Genomic DNA, 22,272 nt, shown 5'->3' on the forward strand with positions numbered 1-22,272 from the left:
GCGAGGCGCTCGAAGTCAGAGGGGCAGGATGCCGAAGGCGGTGGCGAGGCGGTCGATCTTCTGGGCCCGGCCCAGGCGTGGGAGGTCGCTGCCGTCGCGGATGACCCTGCCGCGCGACTCGAAGTCGGCGAGGAAGTCCCTCGCCCAGGTCGCGTCGGAACGGGTCGGGCTGATGACCTCGTTGATCACCGGGAGCTGTTCCACGTCGAGGCAGAGCTTGCCCGTGAGACCCAGCGACACGGCGAGCGCCGACTGCTCGCGGAGCACCGGATGGCTCGAGCCCACGGTGGGGCCGTCGATCGGGCCGGGCAGCTTGCCGATGCGGCTCGCCACGACGAGGCGCGAACGCGGATACGCCATCGCGAGGTCGTCGGCGCCGGTTCCGGTGTCGCGCCGGTAGTCCCCACTGCCGAACGCGAGCCGGAATGCGCCGCGGGCTTCCGCGATGGTGCGCGCCTCCTCGATGCCGAGCGCCGACTCGATGAGTGCGATGACGGGGGTGCTGCCGCCGAGCCGGTCGAACGTCTCCGTCACGTGGGCACCCGACTCGGTCTTCGCCAGCATCACGCCGCGGAGTCCCGGGATGCCTTTCAGAGCATCCACATCCCCCGACCAGAAGTCGGTGGTGCGATCGTTGATGCGCACCCAGGTCCTGCCGCCGCGGCTCAACCAGTCGGCGACGTCTTCACGCGCCGACGGCTTGGCCGCGGGGTCGACGGCGTCTTCGATGTCGAGGATGACCTGGTCGGCCCGCGACTCGGCGGCCGCATCGAACGTCTGCGGCCTGGTCGCGTTGACCAGCAGCCACGACCGGGCGATCTCGGCCGAGACGGCTCCGGTGGACGTGTCGTCGGTGGTGGCGTTCTCGGGCAGATACGTCATGTGCAGCTTCCTGTCGCGGTGCGCCGGCCGTACTCGCGGCGGTCTGTGCACGAGCGATGCCGGGTGGGGCGGGTCTGGCCCGCCGTTTGGCCGGTTCGAGCCTACGGCAGTTGCCCACACGCGCGCATCCCGGCCCGGGCGCCCGGATGAGTCCGCGGCCCCACCCGCACGCCACTGCCGAGCATCCGGAACCCCTTTTCTGACCCAGCCAAATCGCGGAAATCAGGTGTAGTGTCCCACTCGGAATCGGGCGCCGCACGGCGTCGGTTCGGTATGCACTGCAGCACTATGAGGAGCAGTTCCATGGCACAGGTTTGGAAGCGCTGGATTCCCGCCGCCGTCGGCGTCGTCGTAGTCGCGGGTGTCGCCGCGACAGTACCGCTGGCGGCCAATGCATCGGCGGGACTGCCCACGAAATCCGCGCAGGATGTGCTCGCACTGGCTGCGAACAGCTCCGTCTCGGCGTTCTCCGGAACGGTTGAGCAGACCTCCGACCTCGGCCTGCCCTCTCTGCCTGCGGGCGTCGGGTCGTCGAGCTCCGGCTCCTCCGGCTCCGGCTCTGGTTCCACCGACTCGGCCTCCGATGGCAGCGCCGCCGTCTCGTCGGCGCTCGAACTGCTCACGGGCACCCACACCGCCCGCGTCTTCGTCGACGGCCCGAGCAACCTGCGTGTTCAGGTGCTCGACCAGCTGGCCGAGCGCGATGTCGTCAAGCAGGGCGATTCGCTCTGGCTGTACGACTCCAGCAAGCAGACAGCGGTGCATGCCACGGCCGCGAAGCCGGCTCAGGATGCTCTGCCCACGAGTCCCGAGCAGACCGCCACCCCCGAGCAGCTGGCCCAGAAGTTCCTCGACGCGGTCGACCCGACCACCGTCGTCTCGGTCGGCGGAGACGTCACGGTCGCCGGCCGCTCGGCCTACGACCTCGTTCTCACCCCCCAGGTCACCGACTCCCTCGTCGGTGCGGTCTCGATCGCTGTCGACTCGGAGACGGGCCTCGCCCTGCGCGTCGAGGTGACGGCCCGTGGTGCCGCCGATCCGGCGTTCTCCACCGCCTTCACCGACCTCAGTCTCGCCATTCCGTCGGCAGACCTCTTCTCCTTCACCCCTCCGGCCGGCACGACCATCACCGAGAAGACCGTCACCGAGAAGACCGCCCCCACCGCAGCCGACGGGTCTTCGGCAGCCGCTCCGCACAAGACGCCCGACAATGACTCCGCGACGGATGCCGTGCCCGCCGACGCCAAGCCCATCGTGACCGGCACCGGCTGGAGTTCGATCGTCGAACTGCCCGCCGGATCCGACACCCAGGCGCTGACCTCGTCGCCTCTCCTCTCCCAGCTGACCACCGCCGTCGACGGCGGCCACCTGCTCTCGACCACCCTCGTGAACGTGTTCGTCGCGAGCGACGGTCGCGTGTTCGCCGGGTCGGTGTCGGCGGAGGCCCTCGAGGCTGCTGCCGTCCAGTGACCGAACCGGCGGTGCCGACCCGGCTGGCCATCCAGACCACCGGGCTCACCAAGGTGTTCGGCAAGCAGACGGTCGTGAACGGCATCGATCTCAGAGTGCCCAGCGGGTCGGTGTTCGGTTTTCTCGGGCCCAACGGTTCGGGCAAGACTACGAGCATCCGGATGCTGCTCGGGCTCGCCTCGGCCACCCGCGGCGAGATCTCCCTGCTGGGAGAGCAGATGCCACGGCAGGCGCAAGCGGTGCTGCCGCGGGTCGGAGCACTCATCGAGGGCCCCGGCTTCTACCCGTTCCTGTCGGGCACGGCGAACCTGAACCGGCTCGACAGCGCTGACCGCTTCGCCTGCAGCGCGACCCGTAGGACGCGTGTCGCCGAGGCGCTCGAGCGGGTCGGCCTCACCCACGCAGCCGACAAGAGGGTGCACGCGTACTCCCTCGGCATGAAGCAGCGCCTCGGGATCGCCAACGCTCTGCTGACCCCGCGCGAACTCATCGTGCTCGACGAACCGACCAACGGGCTCGACCCGCAGGGCACGCGCGAGGTGCGCAATCTCGTGCGCTCGCTGACGGCCGAGGGAACGACCGTCTTCGTGTCGAGTCACCTCCTCGCCGAGATCGAGCAGATGTGCACGCACGCCGCCGTCATGCGCGCCGGAACCCTCGTTGCGCAGGGCAGCCTCGACGAGCTGCGGCGCGAGGGGCAGGCGCGCGTGCGCGTGCTGACGCCCGACGCGGCCGCGGCGCGCCGTGTGCTCGCGGAGCTCGGGCTCCGTCCCGATGCGCCGGGGGGCGGGATGCCCGGCGGCACTTCGGCCTCCGGGGGCGGTTCAGTCGGGCCGGAGTCTGCTGACGCGGGCGGAGCAGCCGGGCATCCGCTCGACGGTGAGGTCGTCACCGCTCCCCTCACCGCCCCGGGCTCCCACGAGGAGGGCGCGGAAAGCGCAGCCGGCACGGCCGACGGGGCCTACGGCCCGGCGCCCGACGTGATCGTGGCTGCACTGGTTGCGGCAGACGTGCGCGTGCGCGGATTCGCGGTGGAGCGGGCGACGCTCGAGGACCTCTTCGTCGCGCTCACCGGGGAGGGATTCGATGTTGCCCAGTGAGTCGAGTGTGGCCACGCGCCGGAAGTCTGCCGGGTGGGCGCTGATGGGGTCGGAGCTGGCGGTGCTGTTCCGGCGTCGCCGCACGTGGGTGATGCTCGCTGCGCTCGCGCTGATCCCGGTGCTGGTGGCGGTGGCCGTGAGACTGTCGTCGGCCGGAAGCTCGGGGCGGGGGCCCGCGTTCATCGGTCAGATCAGTGAGAACGGTCTGTTCGTGGCGCTGGTGGCGCTGACCATCTGCATTCCGCTCTTCCTGCCACTGACCGTCGGTGTGGTCGCCGGCGACACCATTGCCGGCGAGGCGAGCCTCGGAACGCTTCGGTACCTGCTCGTCTCACCCGTGGGGCGCACCCGCCTCCTCGTCGTGAAGTTCGTCGCGGCCATGGCCTTCTGTCTCGCGGCCACGATCATGGTCGTGCTGGCGGGGGTGCTGATCGGGGCGGCGCTGTTCCAGATCGGGCCGGTGACGCTGCTGTCGGGCGACACGATCGGGGTGGGCGACGCCCTGCTGAGAGCGCTGCTCATCGCGGCCTACGTGACGGTCTCACTGCTCGGGCTCACCGCGATCGGGATGTTCATCTCGACGCTGACGGATGTTCCGGTGGGAGCCATGGCAGCGACCGTGGTGATCTCGATCCTGGCCCAGGTGCTCGACTCGCTGCCCCAGCTGGACGGGCTTCACCCGTGGCTGTTCAGTCACTACTGGCTGAACTTCGCCGACCTGCTGCGGCAGCCCATCGAGTGGTCGTCGTTCGGGTCGAACGCGCTGCTGCAACTCGGCTACGTGGTCGTGTTCGGCGCTCTCGCCTACGGTCGCTTCGCGTCGAAGGACGTGCTGTCGTAGGGAGACATTGGCAGATGGTAGCGGATTCAGTGAGACTGTCTCAGTTGAGCAGAAGTGGGCGATCAAAATGATGGGGCGCGTCGAGCGGTTCGAGGGGCGTATCGCGGGATTCGGCACCGGGGTGGGCACGCGGGTCGTGGTCGGAATGTGGGAGACGTCGCCGTTCGGACGGTTCGCCGACGTGATGGTGGAGTTCGAGCCGGGTATTGAGGGCAGCGGCATGGGCGGCGGCCGGGGCGGCGGCCGTGGCGCCGGCCGGGACGCGAGCCCGAGCAGTGGGGCGGGCCCCTCCGGCGGGCACCGGCTGCTGCTCGCGCCCAGCGCGGCGGTGGCCGAGTACGTGGCGGCGACGTACTCGTTCGACGAGGTGCGGGTGGTGGAGGTGCGGTGGGGCCGGGTGCGCGGTGGGCTCCGGGTGCTGGCGGGGCCACTGGAGGTGCGCCTCGCGATCGGTTCTCCGACGGCGATCGGACGGGCACTGCGGAGTGTTCCGCGGGCAGTGGCCGTGCATCCGGCCTGGCTTCGGGTGATCGATCCGGTGGCACGGATGCTCGTTCCGGGCGCGCGCACGAGCGGTTCTGCCGGGAACGGCCGCCGTGAGTACTACGGGGTGACGCGGGCGCGGGCGATCACGTCGATCGAGGCGACCTGGAGTGGAGTCCCGATGGGCGAACTGCGCCGCCTCGAACCCCCGGTGACCTTCGGGTTCGGCTCTGCGCCCGCGACGCCGACCCTCGTCGACATCGTCACGAGCATCCGGATGCCGCGCCGCCGCCCCTGACCCCCCGCAGGGATCGACAGGCGGCAGCAGGTCAGCGCGGCGGCAGGTCAGCGCGGCGGCGCGGGCTGGGCCGCCGCGATGCGCGCCAGCACCTCCCGGCAGGCGATGATGCCCGGGCGGGCCGCGCTCGCCCGGCGCACCGAGGTGAAGACGGTGCGGTGCGGTGCACCCGGCAGGTCGATGAGACGGGCGGTGGTACCGCGATCGGTCCAGACCAGGTCGGGCATCAGAGCGACGGCGTTGCCCGATTCGATGAGGCGCATCTGGGCTTGCAGGTCGGCGGTCTCGAACCGCACATCGGGCTCGAAACCCGCCTGGCGGCAGGCCTGTTCCGCCCAGTGTCGTGAGGCGGCGCCGCGCGGCTCCATCACCCAGGCCGCTTCGGCCGCGGCTTGGAGCGAGGTGATCGCTCTGAGATCGCCGTCCAGCCCCGGCACCGCGAGCCGCAGAGCGTCGGTGGTGAGGTTGAGCCGGTCGAGCTCGGGCAGCCGCGGGGCGGTGTGGCCGGGGTACTGCTCCGCGATGACCAGGTCGTAGTCGCGAGCCCACGTCTCGTAGAGCGCCGTCTCGGGCTCGCGCTGGGTCATCTCGACGCGGAGCCTGGGATGCTCGGCGGCGAGCAGGCTGAGGGCCGCCGGCATGAGGGCGAGGGCCGCGGACTGGAACACCGCGATGCGCACCACGCCGGTGGCCTGGCTGAGGGAGTCGGCGAGCTCGGACTCCGCGAGTTCGAGCCGCTCGAGCACAGCGGCGGTGTGCCCGACGAGGATCTCGGCCTGGGCGGTGAGCTGCACACGCCGACCGCTCTTGCGCAGAAGCTCGACCCCGACCTCCGCCTCGAGCTGGGCGAGCTGCTGGGAGACCGACGAGGGGCTCTGGTTGAGCGCGGCGGCGACGCCCGCGAGAGTGCCGCGGAGCGCGAGCTCGCGCAACAGGCGGAGCCTTCGAACATCGAGCACGGGCATCCTGTCGTCGGCATGTCGTTCGGCGCTGGGATGTCACGAGCGCAGCCGCCTGTGGATAAGTTCGGTAAGCACAGCTTATCGCTACTGATAAGTAAAGATCGCTTTATCTTATGAGACTTGCCTTGCAGAATGGTCGGGACCGGAACCCTCAGACCCACCCGATCCCGCTGGAGAGCCCCCCATGACCGACCTCGACACGACACCAGGTTCGACCGCCGGAGCCGGCTCTTCCGAGCCCGACGCCCTTCGCATGGAGGCCGCCGGCCTCATCGATGACGTCGTCGCCCTGGTGCGTCGCTGGCTTGCCGCGTCGTCGAACCAGCCCGTCGACTCCTCGGCGACCCAGCTCGCCGGCGTGCTGAAAGACCCGAACGGCCTGGCCTTCACCGTCGGCTTCGTCGACGGTGTCGTGCGTCCCGAAGACCTCAGGGTCGCTGCGCGCAACCTCGCCGAGCTCGCCCCGAAGGTACCCGCTTTCCTGCCGTGGTATCTCAAGGGACTCGTACGGCTCGGCGGCGTCATGGCGCCCGTGCTTCCCGGGCTTGTCGTACCCGCCAGCCGCACCGTTCTCCGACGGATGGTCGGGCACCTCATCATCGACGCGACCGACCAGAGGCTGGGCACCGCCATCGCGAAGATCAGAACCGATGGCGTGCGGCTCAACATGAACCTGCTGGGCGAGGCGGTGCTGGGTGAGCACGAGGCCGAACGACGCCTGCACGGCACACACCGGCTGCTCGCCCGTGACGACGTCGACTATGTCTCGATCAAGGTCTCCTCGACCGTCGCTCCGCACTCCGTCTGGGCATTCGACGAGGCCGTCGACCATGTCGTCTCGAGCCTCACCCCTCTGTTCGAGCGGGCCGCCTCCTTTGAGAAGCCCAAATTCATCAACCTCGACATGGAGGAGTACAAAGACCTCGACCTCACGATCGCCGTCTTCACACGCATCCTCGACCTGCCGCACCTGAAGCACCTCGAGGCGGGAATCGTGCTGCAGGCCTACCTGCCCGACGCGGTCGAAGCGATGGTTCGCCTGCAGGAGTGGGCCGCCGCGCGCCGCGCCGACGGCGGAGCCGCGATCAAGGTACGCATCGTGAAGGGCGCCAACCTCTCGATGGAGCTCGTCGAGGCTTCGCTGCACGACTGGCCGCTGGCCACCTGGAGCACGAAGCAGGATTCCGACACGAACTACAAGCGGCTCGTGGGGTACGCCCTGCACCCCGACCGCATCGGCAATGTGCGCATCGGCGTCGCCGGTCACAACCTGTTCGACCTCGCCTTCGCCTGGCTGCTCGCGAAGAAGCGCGGCGTCGAGAGCGGAATCGAGTTCGAGATGCTGCTCGGCATGGCCCAGGGCCAGGCCGAAGCCGTCAAGAAGGATGTCGGCGGACTGCTCCTGTACACACCGGTCGTTCACCCGAAGGAGTTCGACGTCGCCATCGCGTACCTCATCCGCCGGTTGGAGGAGGGCGCCAGCCAGGAGAACTTCATGTCGGCGGTGTTCGAACTCACCGAGAACGAGGCGCTGTTCGAGCGCGAGCGGGAACGCTTCGTCGACTCGCTGGCCGACCTCGACGAGAGCGTTCCGGCGCCGCGGCGGGGTCAGAACCGGGCGGCAGAGGCATCGCACCACGGCGCCCCGGCGGAGGCCCTCGCCCCAGCCACCGCCGACGCCCCCTCGATCCCTCCGTTCGTGAACACCCCCGACACCGACCCTGCGCTGCCCGCGAACCGGGTGTGGGGCCGCGAGATCCTGTCACGGGTGGAGGGCTCGACCCTCGGCGCCGGCGGGGTTGCCCGCGCCGAGCTCACCTCTGAGGCCGAGCTCGACGCCGTCATCCAGGATGCGCGCGACAGCGCCGCGGGCTGGGCCGCCCTCAGCGGGCTGGAGCGGGCGGTCATCCTGAACCGCGCGGCAGACCGATTGGCCGAACACCGCGGCGACCTGCTCGAGGTGATGGCCAGCGAGACGGGCAAGACGCTCGACCAGTCCGATCCCGAGGTCTCCGAGGCCATCGACTTCGCCCGGTTCTATGCCGGTTCGGCCCTCGAACTCGACCAGATCGACGGAGCGCGCTTCGTTTCCGCCGCCGTCACGGTGGTCTCCCCGCCGTGGAACTTTCCGGTCGCCATTCCCGCCGGGTCGACGCTCGCCGCTCTCGCCGCCGGGTCGTCGGTCATCATGAAGCCCGCACCGCAGGCCGCCCGCTGCGGTGCGGTGCTGGTCGAGGCGCTGTGGGAGGCCGGGGTGCCGCGCTCCGTTCTCAAGCTCGTCACCCTCGACGAGCAGCGACTCGGCCGCCAGCTGGTCTCCGACCGCCGCGTCGACCGGGTCATTCTGACCGGGGCCTTCGAGACCGCGGAGCTGTTCCGCTCGTTCCGCACCGACCTGCCGCTGCTCGCGGAGACGAGCGGCAAGAACGCCATCATCGTCACCCCCAGCGCCGACTTCGACCTGGCCGTCAAAGACGTGGTCTCGTCGGCCTTCGGCCACGCCGGCCAGAAGTGCTCGGCAGCATCGCTCGTCATTCTCGTCGGCTCCGCGGCGACCTCGGCCCGCTTCAACAACCAGCTGGTCGACGCGGTCAGGGCCCTCAAGGTGGGCTACCCCGCCGATCCGACCACGCAGATGGGCCCGATCATCGAGAGGGCGACCGGCAAACTGCTGGATGCCCTGACCACCCTGAAGCCGGGCGAGACCTGGGCGGTCGAGCCCCGACAGCTCGACGACAGCGGTCGGTTGTGGAGCGCCGGGCTGCGCACGGGCGTCGCCCGGGGGTCGGAGTTCCACCTGACCGAGTACTTCGGGCCGGTGCTCGGCATCATGACCGCCGAAACGCTGGAAGAGGCGATCGCCCTCCAGAACGAGGTCGACTACGGCCTGACGGCGGGGCTGCACTCCCTCGACCCCGACGAGTTGCGCCTGTGGCTCGACACGGTTCAGGCGGGCAACCTCTACGTGAACCGCGGAACGACGGGCGCGATCGTGCGACGCCAGCCGTTCGGCGGCTGGAAGAAGTCGGCCGTCGGCGCAGGCACCAAGGCCGGCGGGCCGAACTACCTGTTCGGTCTGGGCTCGTGGGTTCCCGAGGAGGACGCACCGGCCGACGTCTTCCTGGCCCGCTCGAAAGAGAGCGACCGCGCTGCATGGGCGACCGAGTTCGGCACGGCGAAAGACGTCTCGGGCCTCACCGCTGAGCGCAACATCTTTCGCTACCGCCCCCTGCCGGTGACGATTCGCCTGAGCGAGGGCGAGCCGGTCGAACTGCTGGTGCGCGTGCTGTCTGCGGCCCAGACGGCTGGGGCCCCCGTAGAGGTCTCGAGCGCGATCGCGGTTCCCGCTGCCGCAGCCGCGGGCCTCCCGCCGATCGCACAGCTGACGGTCGAGACTGATGCAGAATGGCTCAGGCGGGCATCCACTCTGCCCCTGCAGAGAGTGCGGCTCATCGGGGGCAGCCGCTCCGCACTGGCCGAGGCCACCGGCGGGCGACCGGATCTCGCGGTGTACGACAACCCCGTGACATCCGCGGGTCGTCTCGAGCTGCTGCCGTTCCTGCACGAACAGGCGATCAGCATCACGCGTCACCGGTTCGGGGCACCCAGCACACTCTCTGACGGGGTTGTCTGAACGCGAGGGAGAATTGCCGCAAAAAACGTGGCATCGGGGCAGACAGCGACTAGGTTGGGCACGAGCGTGGTGGTCCCAGACCTGGTCACCGGTAGGGCCCCAATGACCGCGAGCACCCGTGCACACTTCGATCTGTCGGGTGCCGAAGGGCTGTCCCTCGCCGAAGGAAATGTCTCCTCCGACGATCCTGAGGGATTCTGGATGCGCGGGGCGCACTGGTCGTTCGGAGATGTACTGCTCTCCGACCTGAGCTTCTCGCCGGCGATGTTCGGGCCAGCGGCCGTGCGCGACGGCGGTTTCGAGAACAGCAGCACCTACCTGAGCGTGGCCTTCCTCCTGGAGGGTGAGTTCACCATCACCGACGGAGAGGCGCACCTGCGCTTTCTCGAAGGTACTGCCGCGTACCTGACCGGGCACTACGCCATCGCCGCAGCCAATCCAGCACCGTCGCACGTTCTGATCGTCAGTGTCACCTGCGAGGAGCTCGCCAACCACGGCATCCATCCCCGCGGCACCTTCGGCGGGCTCAGTTACTCGGCCCTCCTCCGCGACCCGCTCCTGCCCTTTCTGCAGACCCTGCTGCCGATCATCCAGCACAATTCGATTCCGACCGAGCCCACCGCGACGATCCTCGCCCAGCTCGTGGCGGGGCTGTTCATCGCAGACGAGGGGCAGGTGAGCTCAGGGCGGCTCGACGAACGTCGCCTTCGCAACCGCGCCGAGTCCGTCATCTCACGATCGTTCACCGACCGCGCGTTCACACCGGCCGTGCTCGCCCATCGGCTCGGCATTCGTATCGACGAGCTGAAGACGGTGTTCGACGACACAGGAAGCGGCGAGACCATTGCGGCGACCATCGAGTCGAGGCGCCTCACCAGCGCCATCTCGAAGCTCAGCACACCCAACACCGACGCCGCACCCTCCATGGTCGCGGCAGCGACGAGCTCGGGGTTCTCGGGGCTGGCCGCCCTCGAGCGTGCGGTGCAGGCGACATACGGTGTGTCGACCATCCGGTTGCTCACCGGGTTTCGGCGCCTGAACGAGGCCGACTACCTCGACCAGGGCGGTGTGCAGCAATTCGTCTCACGCGTTCGCGGCAACGACGGGTTCGGCACGTAGGCTCTCGTCATGGGGAGCACACGCAGCACCACACTCGTTCTGGTCGGCACTGAGTCGGCCGCAGCGATCGGCGCCCTCAGCCGGCTGAAGAACGTACGGGTCACGAGTTTCACCGGTGACGCGGGTGTCGGCGGTGGGGTCACCGACGAAGACGTCGAACGCTGGGTGAGCCAGTCCGATGCACCCTACGTCGTTCACGACCGCGACCCGCTGGGACATGTCGCCGCCGCCTGGGTGGAGTTCTTCGACGACCTCTCGACGCTGGGCACCCTCGATCTCGAGGTCGACCGGGTGGTCGCCTCGCTCGAGCGCGGCATCCTGAGCCTGCCCGACTACTACATCGTGCTGGAGCCGGAGTCGCTGGCGCCGACCTGGAAGCACTGGTGGCTCGGGGTGCTGCCGCAGGCGGCACCGACGCGGGTGATCCCGTTCACCGAGGGGCGCACCCCGCTGTCGCGGGTGCTCGGCCAGCTGCCGACCGGGCGGGCGTGGCCGAAACCCGAGCCCTGGTTGCACGACGTGGCCCGGTCGGTACCCGACCGGATCGGGCTCGAGCCGAGGGAGGGCGGGCATCCGGAATCACCGTAGGATTGTGGACTGAGTCCACAAATACCCACTGTGTTCAGATCCCCCCTGTGTTCAGATCCCCCCTGAGTTCAATCCCCATTGTGTCAAGAGAGCTTTGCCGTGCGCCGTAGAACCCTGCCCCTCTTCGCGAGCCTCGCTCTCGCCGCACTGCTCGCCGGGTGCACCTCGACGCCGGCCAGCACGTCGTCGACTCCGGTCGCCGGCGGAAAACTCGTCTACGCGAGCGGCGACGCGGAGCCGACCTGCCTCGACCCGCATGTCGGCGGCAACTACCCGCAGGCTCTCGTCGCGACGCAGTACCTCGAGTCGCTCGTTTCGAAAGACACGAGCGGAAAGAACATTCCGTGGCTCGCCGACTCCTGGGTCACGGCCGACGACGGCCTCAGCGTCACCTTCACCCTCAAGAGCGGCGTCACCTTCACCGACGGCACGCCGTTCGATGCAGCGGCTGTCGCCGCCAACGTGGCCCACATCCAGAACCCCGCGACCGGCTCATCGACCGGCTACCTCGCGCTGCAGAAAGTCGCGAAGGTCGAAGCAGTGGATGCCCGTACCGCGCGTTTCGACCTGAGTGAGCCTGACAGCGCACTGCTCGACTCGCTCTCGCAGCCCTGGCTCGCCATGGAGTCGCCCACGGCGATCGCGCGCCCGCAGGCGGACAACTGCGCCTCGCCGGTGGGCACCGGCCCGTTCGTGGTGACGAAGTGGAACCGGCAGCAGTCGATCATCCTGACCCGCAACGATGCGTACACCTCTCCGCCCGCCGATGCCGGGCACACCGGGGCCGCCTACCTCGACGAGATCGACTGGACGTTCCTGCCCGACCCCGCCTCGCGCTTCGCCGCCCTGCAGACGGGGTCGGTCGACATGATCGACAATGTGCAGCCCGACATCCTGTCGCAGGCCGCGTCGAACAACACTCTGCTGGCGATCGATGCACCGCGGCCGGGGGCTTCCAATCGCATCGAGTTGAATTCGAGCAAGGCACCGTTCGACGACGCGAAGGTGCGTGAGGCGTTCATCCGTTCGTCCGATGTCGACAGCGGAGTGAAGAGCCTGTTCTTCGGAACCGCCACGCGCTCGTACTCGGCACTGTCGAGCGTGGAGCCCGACGCAGTCTCGGAGCCCGATCTCTTCACCTACGACCAGGCCGCCGCCGCGTCGCTGCTGGATGCCGCGGGCTGGACCGCGCGCAACAGCGAGGGCTACCGCACGAAAGACGGGCAGGTGCTCGAACTGGCGTTCCCGGTGTCGACGAACCAGTCCATCCCGGCCGAGCAGTCGCTGTTCGAACAGATCCAGGCCACCTCGAAGGAGGCCGGGTTCAAGGTCGACCTCGCTCCTCTCGACCTCTCGAGCTGGTACGCCGCTCTCGGAACGAACGACTACAACCTGGTGAGCGCGCCCTACACAAAGGTCGGCCCTGACGTGCTGCGCATTCTGTTCGACAGCTCGGGAACGGTTCGGGCACCCAGTGGGTACTTTGCCAACCATGCCCAGGTGAAGAACCCGGCCCTGGATGATCTGCTCACCCGCGCCGCCCAGAGCACCGATGCCGACCAGCGTTCGTCGTTCTATGCGGATGCGCAGAAGATCGTGCTGGAGGGGTTCTACATCCTGCCGCTGTACGACCAGCAGAACCACTTCCTGCTGCGCTCGGCCGTGCAGGGGGTGCGGGCGTTGCCGACCGTGTCGACGCCGACGCTGTACGACGCGTGGGTGCAACGGTAGGAGCGCAGCGGTAGGAGCACAGGAGGGTGCGGGCGGGCTCGTTGCGGCGTACGCTACGGGAGTCGAAGCAGTCGAGGGAGACGCATGATCCGCAGTATCGTCGAGCTCGACCGGCTCGTCGCCCTGGCCGAACAGCACTCGGGCACGCCGGAGGGTGACGCGCTGGTCGCCGCGGCGCGGGCGCTGCGCGCTGCGGCCTCGGCACCGGCTCCGGCTCCGGCTCTGGCCGATCGGGGTGCCTTCTTCACCATTGCAGCGGCCCCGGGCATCCCGCTCGACGACCTCGTCGATGCCTTCGGCGGCCAGAACCCCCACCTCTCGGTGACCGTCACGCGTTCGCAGTCGGCCGCGCGGGCGGTGCGGACAGGGGCTGCCGATGTCGGCGTCGTGCGCCTGCCGGCGCACCTCCACGGGCTTCGAGTCGCCTCGTTCGGTACCGAGCAGCACGTCGCTGCGCTGGCGGCCGGGGATGCGCTGGCGGGCCGATCCTCGGTGTCGTTGGACGACCTCGCACACCACCACCTGCTGCAGAACCCCGACGCAGTGCCCGAATGGCGTGAGCGTGCCCACGAGCTGCGCGGACCCACCATCGGCACCCGTGCGAGCCTCGCGTTCGGTGTGCTTCCGACGCTGGCGCTGCAGCTCGAGCAGGTTGCGCGCGCGAACGGGATCGTGATCGTTCCGCGTTCCACCGCCGACGCCGAGGGGCGCACCGACGTCGCGTATCTGGCCGTGGAGGGGCTCGACGATCGTCGCCTCGCGCTGGCATTCGCACCCGGGCCGCCCCGCCAGGCTGTCGTGGCGTTCACGGAGCTGGCGGCCGGGTTACGCTGAAACCCGTGCCTGCATCCCTCGCTCCTCGGCCTCCGTTCCACTTCGAGCGGGTGGAGTACGACGACCCGCGCGCCGTGGCCCTCCGGGCGCGGATGGACGTGGAGATGGGCGCCCGGTACCACACGCCCGGCGTTCCGATGGATCCGGCCGTCCAGGCCGTGCTGACGCTCGACCCGGCCGAGGTGAGCGCCACGGTACTCGTCATCGCCGACGGTGCGGGCGCCGGCGTTCCGATCGCTCACGCGGCCCTGCGGATGCTCCGTGGCGAGTGGGAGGTCAAACGCGTCATCGTCGACGGCGGCCAGCGCGGTCTCGGCGTGGGCCGTGCCCTGATGAACGAACTCGAGCGAATCGTGCGCGAAGAGGCTCCGGGAGCCCCGCGGATGATCCTTCAGACCGGCGATCGCCAGCCCGATGCGGTCGCGCTCTACACCCGTCTCGGGTACACCCCGATCCCGATCTACGAGCCCTACATCCGCGCGATCCCGAACTCCCTCTGCTTCGAGCTGCGGCTCGACTGAGAGCCGCGGAGGCACGATCCGCACTTTCGCGGGCCAGGAACGAGGCCGTCCGAACCCACGCTTCCCGCACGCCCGGGCACGCCGCCCAGACGAGCGCGCTCAGCGCTTCGGGTAGAGGGTCTCGCCGCGCTGCAGCATGTCGACGTACTGGGCGATCTTGCGCGCCCGCGTCTCGGCCCGCGTGACCGACCCGATGCGGAACAGGATCGCGTAGCGGTTCACGCTCGACAGCGTCCCGAAGAAGGCCTGGGCCTCGGGATTCGCGGCGAGCGCGGCGGCCAGATCATCCGGAACCTCGATCGACTTCGACCCGGCGTAGGCGCGCTCCCAGCGCCCGTCACGCTGCGCCTTCTCGATCTCCGCCTGCCCGGCGGGCTGCATGCGCCCCGACGCGACAAGCGCCAGCGCCTTGTCGCGGTTGATCTGCGACCAGATGCTGCGTGCCCGGCGGGGCCCGAAGTTCTGCAGGAAGTGGTCGTCGTCGAGCCTGTTCTTCTGCCCGTCGATCCAGCCCACGCAGAGGGCCTCGTCGAGAGCTTCGGCGTAGCTCACGCCGTGGTGGGCGCCGCCCTTCTTCGCGATGGCGAGCCGGATGCCGTCACTCGCCTCCGCATGCTCCGCCAACCACGTGCGCCACGCGTCGACCGACCCGCAGTACACGATCTCGCGCTCGACCTTCTCCGCCATGCCCCCCACACTATTGACTCGCACACCACTTGTCGGGCCGGAACCCCGCAGGGCGGACGAAAACTGCCTGCACACCGGTCAGGAGTCTCGGGTGCAGGCAGTTCTCGGGGTTCCGCGCGCCGGGCGGGGCAGGCTGGGGTGGGCGGAGGCTGGGGTGGGTCAGGCGCCGGTGGGGGCTCCGGATGTCGCGGCGGGGGTGCCCGCGTGGGCACCGCCTCCGGCGGCTGAGGCAGGCGCGCCGGCACCGGCGGGAGCCGCCGAACCCGCGTGGGCACCCGCACCAGCACCAGCACCAGCAGGCGTGCCGCCCGCGCCGCCCGCTGCGGGCGCACCGCCGCCACCACCCCACGTGTTGACGCGCTTGGGCAGAGTGAACACCAGCGCGAACGCCACCACCGCGAAGATGGCGCTGACCATCATCGCCGAGGCGGCGGCATTGGTGAACCCGGTGGCCACGGCGCCCGCATCACGGCCGGTGATGGTGAGCGAACCGAACAGCACGCTGCCGATGATCGCGATGCCGACCGCGCTGCCGATGCGCTGCACGGCCGAGATGACACCACTGGCGGCACCCGCGTCCTGCTTCGAGACGGTGGCGACGATGAACTGCGCGTTCGGTGCGATGAAGAACCCGTTGCCGACGCCGGCGATGAACAGCGGAGCGATGAGCTCCCAGTTCGTCAGATCGGAGGCGGGCGTGAGCAGCAGCACGAGCCAGAGCCAGATCAGCCCGATCGCGACGAGTGCCGTACCGAGCACCAGCACGTTGCGGCCGAGCTTCTGCGACAGGCGGTTGCTCTGCGACGAGCTCACGATGCTGCCGATCGCGAACGGAATCGACACGGCACCCGACTCGAGGGCCGTGTGTGCGAGACCACTCTGCCAGAGCAGCGAGATCGTGAAGAAGATGCTGGTGAAGGCCGCGAAGTAGACGAGTGCCAGGATGACGCCGCCCGTGAACGCGGGGTGCGTGAACAGGCTCGGCGGAACCAGCGGCGACTTTCCGCGCCGCGTGTAGCTGACCTCCCAGAGGCCGAAGACCGCGATCAGCACGATTCCGCCGGCGATGGAGAGGTAGGTCCAGAGCGGCCACCCCTCGTCCTGGCCCTGGATCAACGGCACCAGCAGCGCCACGAAGGCGCCGGAGATCAGCACGAGACCGATCCAGTCGATGCCTCCGCGCGGTGCAGCATCCGACGCATTCTTCTTCGGCAGCAGCATCGCGGCGGCGATCAGCGTGACGACACCGATGGGCAGGTTGACGAAGAACACACCGCGCCACCCGTTCTCTTCACCGAAGGCCTGGATGATCAGGCCGCCGATGATCGGGCCGAGCGCCGACGACACACCGATGACCGCACCCATGATGGCGAAGGCCTTGCCGCGTGACATGGGCGGGAACAGCAGCTGGATGAACGCGGTGACGGCCGGCACGAAGATACCGCCGGCGAGCCCCTGCACGACACGGGCGATCACGAGCTGCGTGTCGTTCGCCGCGAGACCGCAGGCGAAGCTCGCCACGGTGAACAGCGCGATGCCCGTGAAGAACACCCACTTGTGGCCGATGCGGTCGCCGAGCCGGCCGGCCGGGATGAGGGCGAGACCGAAGGCCAAAGCGTAGCCCGAGATGATCCACGACAGAGTCGATTCGCTGGCGCCGAGGGTCTGCCGGATGGTCGGCAGAGCGACATTCACAATGGTGGTGTCGAGCAGGGCGATGCACATACCGAGCAGCAGCACGACGAGCGCCTGCCAGGCGTGCTTGGGAATGGCGGGCGCGGGCTGCCCGGCCCGGGTGGTGGCTTCAGACATGGGTGGTGGCCTTTCGAGGCGGAGTTTCGGGAGGAGTGTGGGTGGAAGACGTGGGCGAAGGGAGGCCCGGGGCCGATTTCGGCACAGACGCCCGGTCGGCGGTCGCCGGCCGGCTGCCCGCCTCAGGGTTGTCGGCATGCACCGGCGTCACGGTCGGCAGGGGTGCGCGCCCCTGCTCGTTGTGGCGCCGTTCGTCGGCGACGATGTCGGGCATCGCCGCCAGCAGTTCGCGTTGCCAGTCGAGCTCCCCGCGCATGCGATGCGCGCGATGCTTCATGGCGAAGCTCTCGCTGAGCGTCAGATGGGGCAGTGCCCGATCGTTCGCTGCCTCAGTGTCGGCGAGAAGCGCCTGCAGCGCGGCGATGCGGCCCTCGATGACGTGCGGCATGTCATCCAGTCGTTCACCGTCGAGCCGGGTGAGCGCCAGGTCGAACGGATCGGGCTTGAACGTGACCGACGTCAGCTGGTCGAGCCGGATGCCCGCCAGCGCGTCGCGCCCCGAAGCGCTGATGGCGTAGATCTGACGCTCCGGAAAGTTTCCCTCGCGTTCGACGCGCACGACATCGATGAGCCCCTCGGATGCCAGGCGCTTGATGGCGCCGTACACCGACCCGACGGTGATGTCGGTCCAGAGGTGCACGTGCTCCTCTTCGGCCAGCAGGCGCAGCTGGTGGCCGTGCATCTCGCCGTGCTGGGCGAGGGAGCCGAGGATGAAGAGCCGGATGGATGACACTCAGGTACTCTTGCAAAAGTAGTCATGCATGTCAATCTCCGTTCAGGGCCTTGTTTTCTCCCACGAACCATGCCTCAGACGGATGACATCCGCCTCTTCGAAGGCCTTCAGCCACCCCTCCATCGGCCACGAACCCCAGCGATCGCGGTACAGGGCGCCGTTCCGCAGAATGTCGTCGAGATGCTGGATCGGCGGCGACGAGGTCGGATGGTACTGGTGATAGGCGTGCGCACCGCCCACCCAGCGCAGCTCGATGCCGCGCTGCTGCAGACGCGAGGCGAAGTCGGTGTCTTCGGCTCCGTACCCCTCGTAGGTCTCGTCGAAGCCCTGCGAACGCACCCAGGCCTGCGGCGAGCAGGCGAACGAGAGCGACCAGAACAGCCGTTGCTCGTCGGAGGTCGCCGCCCGGGTCTCGCCCGGTGGGAGGCTGGGGCGGGCGGCGTGGGGAGCGGTGGCGGCGCGCAGCCCGTCGGGGGTTCGCGGGGCGGCTCCCTCGGGCAGGTAGGTCACGGGCCCGCAGAGCACGGACTCCGGATGCTCGTACCGAGCCTCGGCATACCTCTCGAGCAGCTCGGGGCCGGGCAGACAGTCCGCGTCGAGAAAGACGAGCAGCCGCGCACCGCGCCGCAGCGCCTCGGCGGCACCGGCGTTCCGCCCCGCGGCCAGTCGCAGCCCCTCCCGCCCGGGCGGCACCCGGATGACCGTGACCCCGTCGACCACCGGAGCCTCGGCCTCGTCGAGCCACACGGCCACGACGAGCCGGCCGGTACCGCCGGCGAGCAGGGTGAACTGGTTAAGGGCGTGGGTGAGTCGCGCGGCCGAGAAGAGCGTGATGACGGCGACCTCGACCGGTGCCGCGAGGGGCCCGGTGGCGGGCGGATTCTCGCTCATCCGGCGGCACGCAGGGGGGCGGCGCCAGGGGCGGCGCCGGAGGCAGTGCCAGAGGTGGTGCCGGCGGAGCGGGCCGCCACCACTGCGATGGCCTCGGCTGTGCGGGATGCGGCACCCGCGACCTGCCAGGCCGACCAGGCTGGAGTCGACGCGCGGGCGCGGGCGAGCATCCCGGGCCACTCCGACGGCTCGGGCCAGCGTTCTGCGACGATGGCGAGGCCTGTGCGCTCGAGGGTGTCGGCGGTGGCGGCCTGCTCGTCGAAGGGACGGGCCGCGGGAACCACGATGGCCCGCGCGCCGCTCGCCGCGAGGTCGGCGATGGCGTTCTGTCCGGCGAACGACACGACCACCTCGGCCTGCACGAGCTGATCGAAGGGGTCGTCCTGCCAGCCGGTCGAGGAGACGTGTGCTGTCGGCGGCAGGCCGAGGGCGCTCCACGTGGTTCCGGGTGAGGCGGCGATCGTGGCGACAGCAGCCCTCTCGACGACTTCCGACGACACCGCGCCGGGCCCACCGGCACCCAGCACCAGCACCGAACCCGGTACCACAGCGGGCCGCGAGCCCCCCGCGATCCGTGCGCGGCCGTCGAAGCGGCTGATGCCGCCCACGAAACTCACCGTCGAACGGAACGACTCCAGCGCCCGCGGCACGTACAGCGCCTCGGGCCAGGGGGCGATGATGCGCGTGGCGGCACTGAAGGCGAGAGCGTGCGGTGCATCATCCCGCTCGCCCGGCTGCGTCAGAACCACCGTCGGAACTCCGAACAGCCGCGCCAGCAGCGTCACCTCGACCGAGACGTCGACCACGAAGCAGTCGAAACGCTCTGAGGCGAGGCTTGCCGCGATGACGCCGAGGCGTGACGCGTGTCCGCTGTGGTTGAGCGGTGCCCAGTGCAACACTCCCCCAGCCGTCGGATCGGCCAGGGCCGGATCGAGGCGATCACCGCTCTCGGTGCGCTCGACCTGGTTGTCGTGATCGAGCATGACCCAACGGGTGCGATCCGCCAGCACCATGGGCGGCGGCAGGGTCGAGAAGACGACCACGTCGGCGTCGAGCTCGCGGCGCACGGCGTCGAACCGGGTTCGGTGCCCCGCGCCGTGGCTGTGCACGTACCACCCGACGAGCGGTCGCCGGGCGGTCACGCTGACGCCGCAGGGTACCCGGGCGTCTCGCGCACACCGTCGACCCCGAAGGGCGCAGCGTCACCGACGGCGACCCCGTCGACCCCGAGTGTTCCGTCGAGCATCAGCTGCCGGTACATCACCTCGAGTTCGAGCACCCGCATCTCGAGTGAGAACCGTGCCACCGCATCCACGCGGGTGCGGCGACGGATGCCCGCATCGCGCTGTTCCGCCCGAATCAGCTCGTCGGCTGCACTCGCGAGCCCCGCGACATCCCCCATCGTCACCAGACGGGCGCCGGGCATCGTGCCCACCACCTCGGAGACCCCACCGGTGTCGAAGCAGGCCACCGGTGTTCCCGTCATCATGGCTTCGGCGATGATGAGGCCGAACGGCTCCTCCCACACGGGGGTGACGAGCGCGCAGCTGCTGCGCCCCACGAGCTCGGCCAGCTCGGGCTGGCGCAGCTCGCCGAGATAGACGGCGTTCGCACCGAGCAGCGGCCGCACCTCGTTCTCGAAGTACTCCGGGTCGCCGATGCGGCCGGCGATGGCGATGCGCCTGCCGAGACCGAGTGCCGCCCGAATGGCGAGGTGCGCACCCTTCTCCACGACGATCCGCCCGAACCACACGAGGTCGGGGCCGCCGGGGCCGAGGGGCCAGCGCGACGCGTCGACCGCGTTGGGAACGACGGTCGATTCGATGCCGGCCGGCATCCATTCGCTCGCGGTGTGCGTACTCACGGCGATGAACCGGCTGGGCGACGAACTGTCGACGGCGTGCCCGGCCACGAGGTCGGGCAGAACCGGCGTGTGCAGTGTCGAGACCATCGGAACCCCGAGCCGCCCCGACCACGCGAGCGGCGTTCCATGCAGGCTGTGGTTGTGCACGACGTCGAACTCGTCGGAGTGCGAAGCGATGTACGAGAGCGCACCCTCGAGCGCGCGCAGGGCGCCCGGCAGATACCCCACGGGGTAGTCGACGTCGTTCGGCGCCTCCCCCGGGCCCCACACAACGGGCGGCAGCACGAGGGCGTCAGGGCTGTTGTCGAGAAAGTCCGACCCGGCGACCGCGGCGAGCGTGACGTGGTGCCCGCGGGCACGCAGGGTGTCGACCTGGTGCCACACAGACGACTCGAGCCCTCCGGCGTGCGGCTCGGTGATGGCGTAGCGCATGGGAGCGATGACGGCGATACGGAGGGGGTGCGAGGCCGGCCTCATACGCGCACGCCCGCCAGAGCGCGCCGGTAGACGGCGAGGTGGGCGGCGTGGATGCCTCGTTGCTGCTCGATTCGGAATGCGGCACGCTCGAGGCGCAGCTGGGCCCGGCGGGCAGCGCGTGCGCCCGCCCCCGCCAGGGTGAAGGGCTCGAGCAGTTCGAGCAGCGTCCGCGCCAGCGAGTCGGCCGATCCGCGCTCGTAGGTCGCGACCTCACCCCGAACCGGATGCTGCTCGGAGTAGAAGCCCACATCGGGCGCCGCGACCGCCACGCCGAGATCCCAGCACAGCTCGAGCCAGCCCGAGTGCGTGCCGTGCGCGTAGGGCATGACCGATACGTCGGTGGCGAGCAGGGCCGCACTCAGTTCGTCGTCGCTGAACCGCGGATGCTCGAGGAGCCGCACGAACCCGACACCCTCGAGCCGGGTCCGGAGCTCGCGGCGCACGGCCTCATCGCGCACCCGGTCGTTGAGGTCGACCCGCACGGCGAGGTCGAATCCGCTCTCGCGGAGCGTGCCGACCGCCGTGAGGAGGGTGTCGATGGCTCCCAGTGCGTCGATGTTGGGGCGCAGGTCGCGCAGGTGCACGCCGATCGTGAGGGCAGCATCCTGAACCGGCGCGCCCGACGGGCCCACAGCATCCTGAACCGGCGCGCCCGAACCGGCGAGCGAGGCCGCGTGCGTCGGCGCGGGCGCGGGCAGCGCCGCCAGCCGGGGGTGCGCGATGACGGTCGCCTCGCGCGCCCAGCGTGCGCGCACCTGGTCGGCCGCCCCCTCGGTGAGCGTGATGACCTCATCGGCGGCGTTCACCAGCAGTTCGAGCTGGGCGAGGTGGGCCGCCTGGTCGACGAGCTGGGGGTTGGTGAGGTCGTGCACGGTGAAGACCAGGGGGCGGTCGGCGGACCGCAGGGCGTCGACGACCTCTGCCAGGTGCCCGAGGCTGAACGACTCGGTGCCGAAGTGCAGGTGCAGCACGTCGAAAGAGTCGGCGTTGCGGGCGATCCAGCGCGGGTCGAGCATGACCGGAGGCCACCATTGGCCCGCTGCGGCACCGACCGGCTGCGGATCGGTGAGGAGCGTCACGCCGTGGATCGTGCCGCCGGATCCGGCATCGACGAGGTTCTGAACGTAGGGGTGGGCTGCAGGAACAGCGGCGATGCGCAAGGGCCCCGAGACGGCGGGGGCTGAGTCTGGCATGGCGGTAACATTCCTTTTGCGAAGAGGGTTCGAACGGAGCACGGCAGTCACGAGGCCCCGACCCGACAGTGCCTCTAAATGTACGACGGAGAACGATTTGCCCTGAAAACAGTGGCCGGGGGTTGACGCGAGACGAAAATCTTCGGTCTGGA

Annotated in this window: 19 protein-coding genes; 10 read left to right on the forward strand and 9 right to left on the reverse strand. The window is 69.7% G+C overall.

The genetic code is table 11. The features are described 5' to 3' along the window. Window positions 1–15 precede the first annotated feature (15 nt). On the reverse strand, window positions 16–882 hold the full coding sequence (locus B7R24_RS12850; RefSeq protein ID WP_116419375.1) for an HpcH/HpaI aldolase/citrate lyase family protein: 867 nt from the start codon (window positions 880–882) through the stop codon (window positions 16–18). Between the two features lie 303 nt (window positions 883–1,185). On the opposite strand from B7R24_RS12850, the gene B7R24_RS12855 reads away from it, so the two are divergent. The 4 genes from B7R24_RS12855 to B7R24_RS12870 all read left to right on the forward strand — a co-directional run bounded on the left by B7R24_RS12855 (window position 1,186) and on the right by B7R24_RS12870 (window position 5,074). Next, complete coding sequence (locus B7R24_RS12855) at window positions 1,186–2,352, forward strand: LolA family protein (RefSeq protein ID WP_116419376.1); 1,167 nt, start codon at window positions 1,186–1,188, stop codon at window positions 2,350–2,352. Beyond that, window positions 2,349–3,452 (forward strand): ABC transporter ATP-binding protein, encoded by a 1,104-nt coding sequence (locus B7R24_RS12860; protein ID WP_116419377.1) that lies wholly within the window; start codon window positions 2,349–2,351, stop codon window positions 3,450–3,452. Before B7R24_RS12855 ends, B7R24_RS12860 begins: the two co-directional genes overlap by 4 nt. After that, a complete protein-coding gene (locus B7R24_RS12865) occupies window positions 3,439–4,293 on the forward strand; it encodes an ABC transporter permease (RefSeq protein ID WP_253259457.1) in 855 nt (284 codons plus the stop codon). Before B7R24_RS12860 ends, B7R24_RS12865 begins: the two co-directional genes overlap by 14 nt. A gap of 67 nt (window positions 4,294–4,360) precedes the next feature. Further along, complete coding sequence (locus tag B7R24_RS12870; RefSeq protein WP_367302626.1) at window positions 4,361–5,074, forward strand: hypothetical protein; 714 nt, start codon at window positions 4,361–4,363, stop codon at window positions 5,072–5,074. A 47-nt stretch (window positions 5,075–5,121) separates the two neighbouring features. On the opposite strand, the gene B7R24_RS12875 is transcribed toward B7R24_RS12870, so the two are convergent. After that, complete coding sequence (locus B7R24_RS12875) at window positions 5,122–6,033, reverse strand: LysR family transcriptional regulator (protein WP_116419463.1); 912 nt, start codon at window positions 6,031–6,033, stop codon at window positions 5,122–5,124. A 187-nt stretch (window positions 6,034–6,220) separates the two neighbouring features. On the opposite strand from B7R24_RS12875, the gene B7R24_RS12880 reads away from it, so the two are divergent. The 6 genes from B7R24_RS12880 (at window position 6,221) to B7R24_RS12905 (ending at window position 14,463) form a co-directional block, all read left to right on the forward strand. Further along, window positions 6,221–9,670 carry a bifunctional proline dehydrogenase/L-glutamate gamma-semialdehyde dehydrogenase gene (locus tag B7R24_RS12880; protein WP_116419379.1) on the forward strand — a complete coding sequence of 1,150 codons (3,450 nt, stop codon included), beginning with the start codon at window positions 6,221–6,223 and terminating at the stop codon, window positions 9,668–9,670. Between the two features lie 102 nt (window positions 9,671–9,772). Continuing rightward, complete coding sequence (locus B7R24_RS12885; protein ID WP_116419380.1) at window positions 9,773–10,789, forward strand: hypothetical protein; 1,017 nt, start codon at window positions 9,773–9,775, stop codon at window positions 10,787–10,789. Between the two features lie 9 nt (window positions 10,790–10,798). Continuing rightward, window positions 10,799–11,377, forward strand: a complete 579-nt coding sequence (locus B7R24_RS12890; RefSeq protein WP_116419381.1) for a hypothetical protein — start codon at window positions 10,799–10,801, stop codon at window positions 11,375–11,377. Between the two features lie 99 nt (window positions 11,378–11,476). Then, window positions 11,477–13,108 carry an ABC transporter substrate-binding protein gene (locus B7R24_RS12895; RefSeq protein WP_116419382.1) on the forward strand — a complete coding sequence of 544 codons (1,632 nt, stop codon included), beginning with the start codon at window positions 11,477–11,479 and terminating at the stop codon, window positions 13,106–13,108. 84 nt (window positions 13,109–13,192) lie between these two features. Beyond that, window positions 13,193–13,942, forward strand: coding sequence for a LysR family transcriptional regulator substrate-binding protein (locus B7R24_RS12900; RefSeq protein ID WP_116419383.1), 750 nt, complete (start codon window positions 13,193–13,195; stop codon window positions 13,940–13,942). 5 nt (window positions 13,943–13,947) lie between these two features. Further along, the gene (locus B7R24_RS12905) at window positions 13,948–14,463 is read left to right on the forward strand and encodes a GNAT family N-acetyltransferase (protein WP_253259458.1); all 516 of its coding nucleotides are present in this window, start codon (window positions 13,948–13,950) and stop codon (window positions 14,461–14,463) included. A 99-nt stretch (window positions 14,464–14,562) separates the two neighbouring features. Here the strand turns inward: B7R24_RS12905 and B7R24_RS12910 are convergent, their stop codons facing one another. The 7 genes from B7R24_RS12910 to B7R24_RS12940 form a co-directional block, all read right to left on the reverse strand. Next, on the reverse strand, window positions 14,563–15,150 hold the full coding sequence (locus B7R24_RS12910; protein ID WP_116419384.1) for a YdeI/OmpD-associated family protein: 588 nt from the start codon (window positions 15,148–15,150) through the stop codon (window positions 14,563–14,565). Window positions 15,151–15,309: 159 nt separating this feature from the next. Then, complete coding sequence (locus B7R24_RS12915; RefSeq protein WP_216363692.1) at window positions 15,310–16,962, reverse strand: MFS transporter; 1,653 nt, start codon at window positions 16,960–16,962, stop codon at window positions 15,310–15,312. Beyond that, window positions 16,955–17,695: a PadR family transcriptional regulator gene (locus B7R24_RS12920; RefSeq protein ID WP_116419385.1), complete on the reverse strand. Its 741-nt coding sequence runs from the start codon at window positions 17,693–17,695 to the stop codon at window positions 16,955–16,957. Before B7R24_RS12920 ends, B7R24_RS12915 begins: the two co-directional genes overlap by 8 nt. A 42-nt stretch (window positions 17,696–17,737) precedes the next feature. Then, window positions 17,738–18,586 (reverse strand): glycosyltransferase family 2 protein, encoded by an 849-nt coding sequence (locus B7R24_RS12925; protein WP_116419386.1) that lies wholly within the window; start codon window positions 18,584–18,586, stop codon window positions 17,738–17,740. Further along, window positions 18,583–19,728 (reverse strand): glycosyltransferase, encoded by a 1,146-nt coding sequence (locus B7R24_RS12930; protein WP_116419387.1) that lies wholly within the window; start codon window positions 19,726–19,728, stop codon window positions 18,583–18,585. Before B7R24_RS12930 ends, B7R24_RS12925 begins: the two co-directional genes overlap by 4 nt. Beyond that, complete coding sequence (locus B7R24_RS12935; RefSeq protein WP_116419388.1) at window positions 19,725–20,927, reverse strand: glycosyltransferase; 1,203 nt, start codon at window positions 20,925–20,927, stop codon at window positions 19,725–19,727. Before B7R24_RS12935 ends, B7R24_RS12930 begins: the two co-directional genes overlap by 4 nt. Continuing rightward, window positions 20,924–22,120, reverse strand: a complete 1,197-nt coding sequence (locus B7R24_RS12940; RefSeq protein WP_116419389.1) for a glycosyltransferase — start codon at window positions 22,118–22,120, stop codon at window positions 20,924–20,926. The genes B7R24_RS12935 and B7R24_RS12940 overlap by 4 nt, the downstream gene beginning before the upstream one ends. Between the last annotated feature and the right edge of the window lie 152 nt (window positions 22,121–22,272).

This window comes from Subtercola boreus, from assembly GCF_003399645.1.
GTDB classification, from domain to species: domain Bacteria; phylum Actinomycetota; class Actinomycetes; order Actinomycetales; family Microbacteriaceae; genus Subtercola; species Subtercola boreus_A.

Excerpts from the sequence above, each read along its gene's own strand:
- B7R24_RS12880 (WP_116419379.1), top strand. The coding sequence starts at position 6,221 with ATGACCGACCTCGACACGACACCAGGTTCGACCGCCGGAGCCGGCTCT.
- B7R24_RS12885 (WP_116419380.1), top strand. The coding sequence starts at position 9,773 with ATGACCGCGAGCACCCGTGCACACTTCGATCTGTCGGGTGCCGAAGGG.
- B7R24_RS12940 (WP_116419389.1), bottom strand. The coding sequence starts at position 22,120 with ATGCCAGACTCAGCCCCCGCCGTCTCGGGGCCCTTGCGCATCGCCGCT.
- B7R24_RS12900 (WP_116419383.1), top strand. The coding sequence starts at position 13,193 with ATGATCCGCAGTATCGTCGAGCTCGACCGGCTCGTCGCCCTGGCCGAA.
- B7R24_RS12910 (WP_116419384.1), bottom strand. The coding sequence starts at position 15,150 with ATGGCGGAGAAGGTCGAGCGCGAGATCGTGTACTGCGGGTCGGTCGAC.
- B7R24_RS12870 (WP_367302626.1), top strand. The coding sequence starts at position 4,361 with ATGATGGGGCGCGTCGAGCGGTTCGAGGGGCGTATCGCGGGATTCGGC.
- B7R24_RS12925 (WP_116419386.1), bottom strand. The coding sequence starts at position 18,586 with ATGAGCGAGAATCCGCCCGCCACCGGGCCCCTCGCGGCACCGGTCGAG.
- B7R24_RS12935 (WP_116419388.1), bottom strand. The coding sequence starts at position 20,927 with ATGAGGCCGGCCTCGCACCCCCTCCGTATCGCCGTCATCGCTCCCATG.
- B7R24_RS12915 (WP_216363692.1), bottom strand. The coding sequence starts at position 16,962 with ATGTCTGAAGCCACCACCCGGGCCGGGCAGCCCGCGCCCGCCATTCCC.
- B7R24_RS12865 (WP_253259457.1), top strand. The coding sequence starts at position 3,439 with ATGTTGCCCAGTGAGTCGAGTGTGGCCACGCGCCGGAAGTCTGCCGGG.
- B7R24_RS12890 (WP_116419381.1), top strand. The coding sequence starts at position 10,799 with ATGGGGAGCACACGCAGCACCACACTCGTTCTGGTCGGCACTGAGTCG.
- B7R24_RS12855 (WP_116419376.1), top strand. The coding sequence starts at position 1,186 with ATGGCACAGGTTTGGAAGCGCTGGATTCCCGCCGCCGTCGGCGTCGTC.
- B7R24_RS12850 (WP_116419375.1), bottom strand. The coding sequence starts at position 882 with ATGACGTATCTGCCCGAGAACGCCACCACCGACGACACGTCCACCGGA.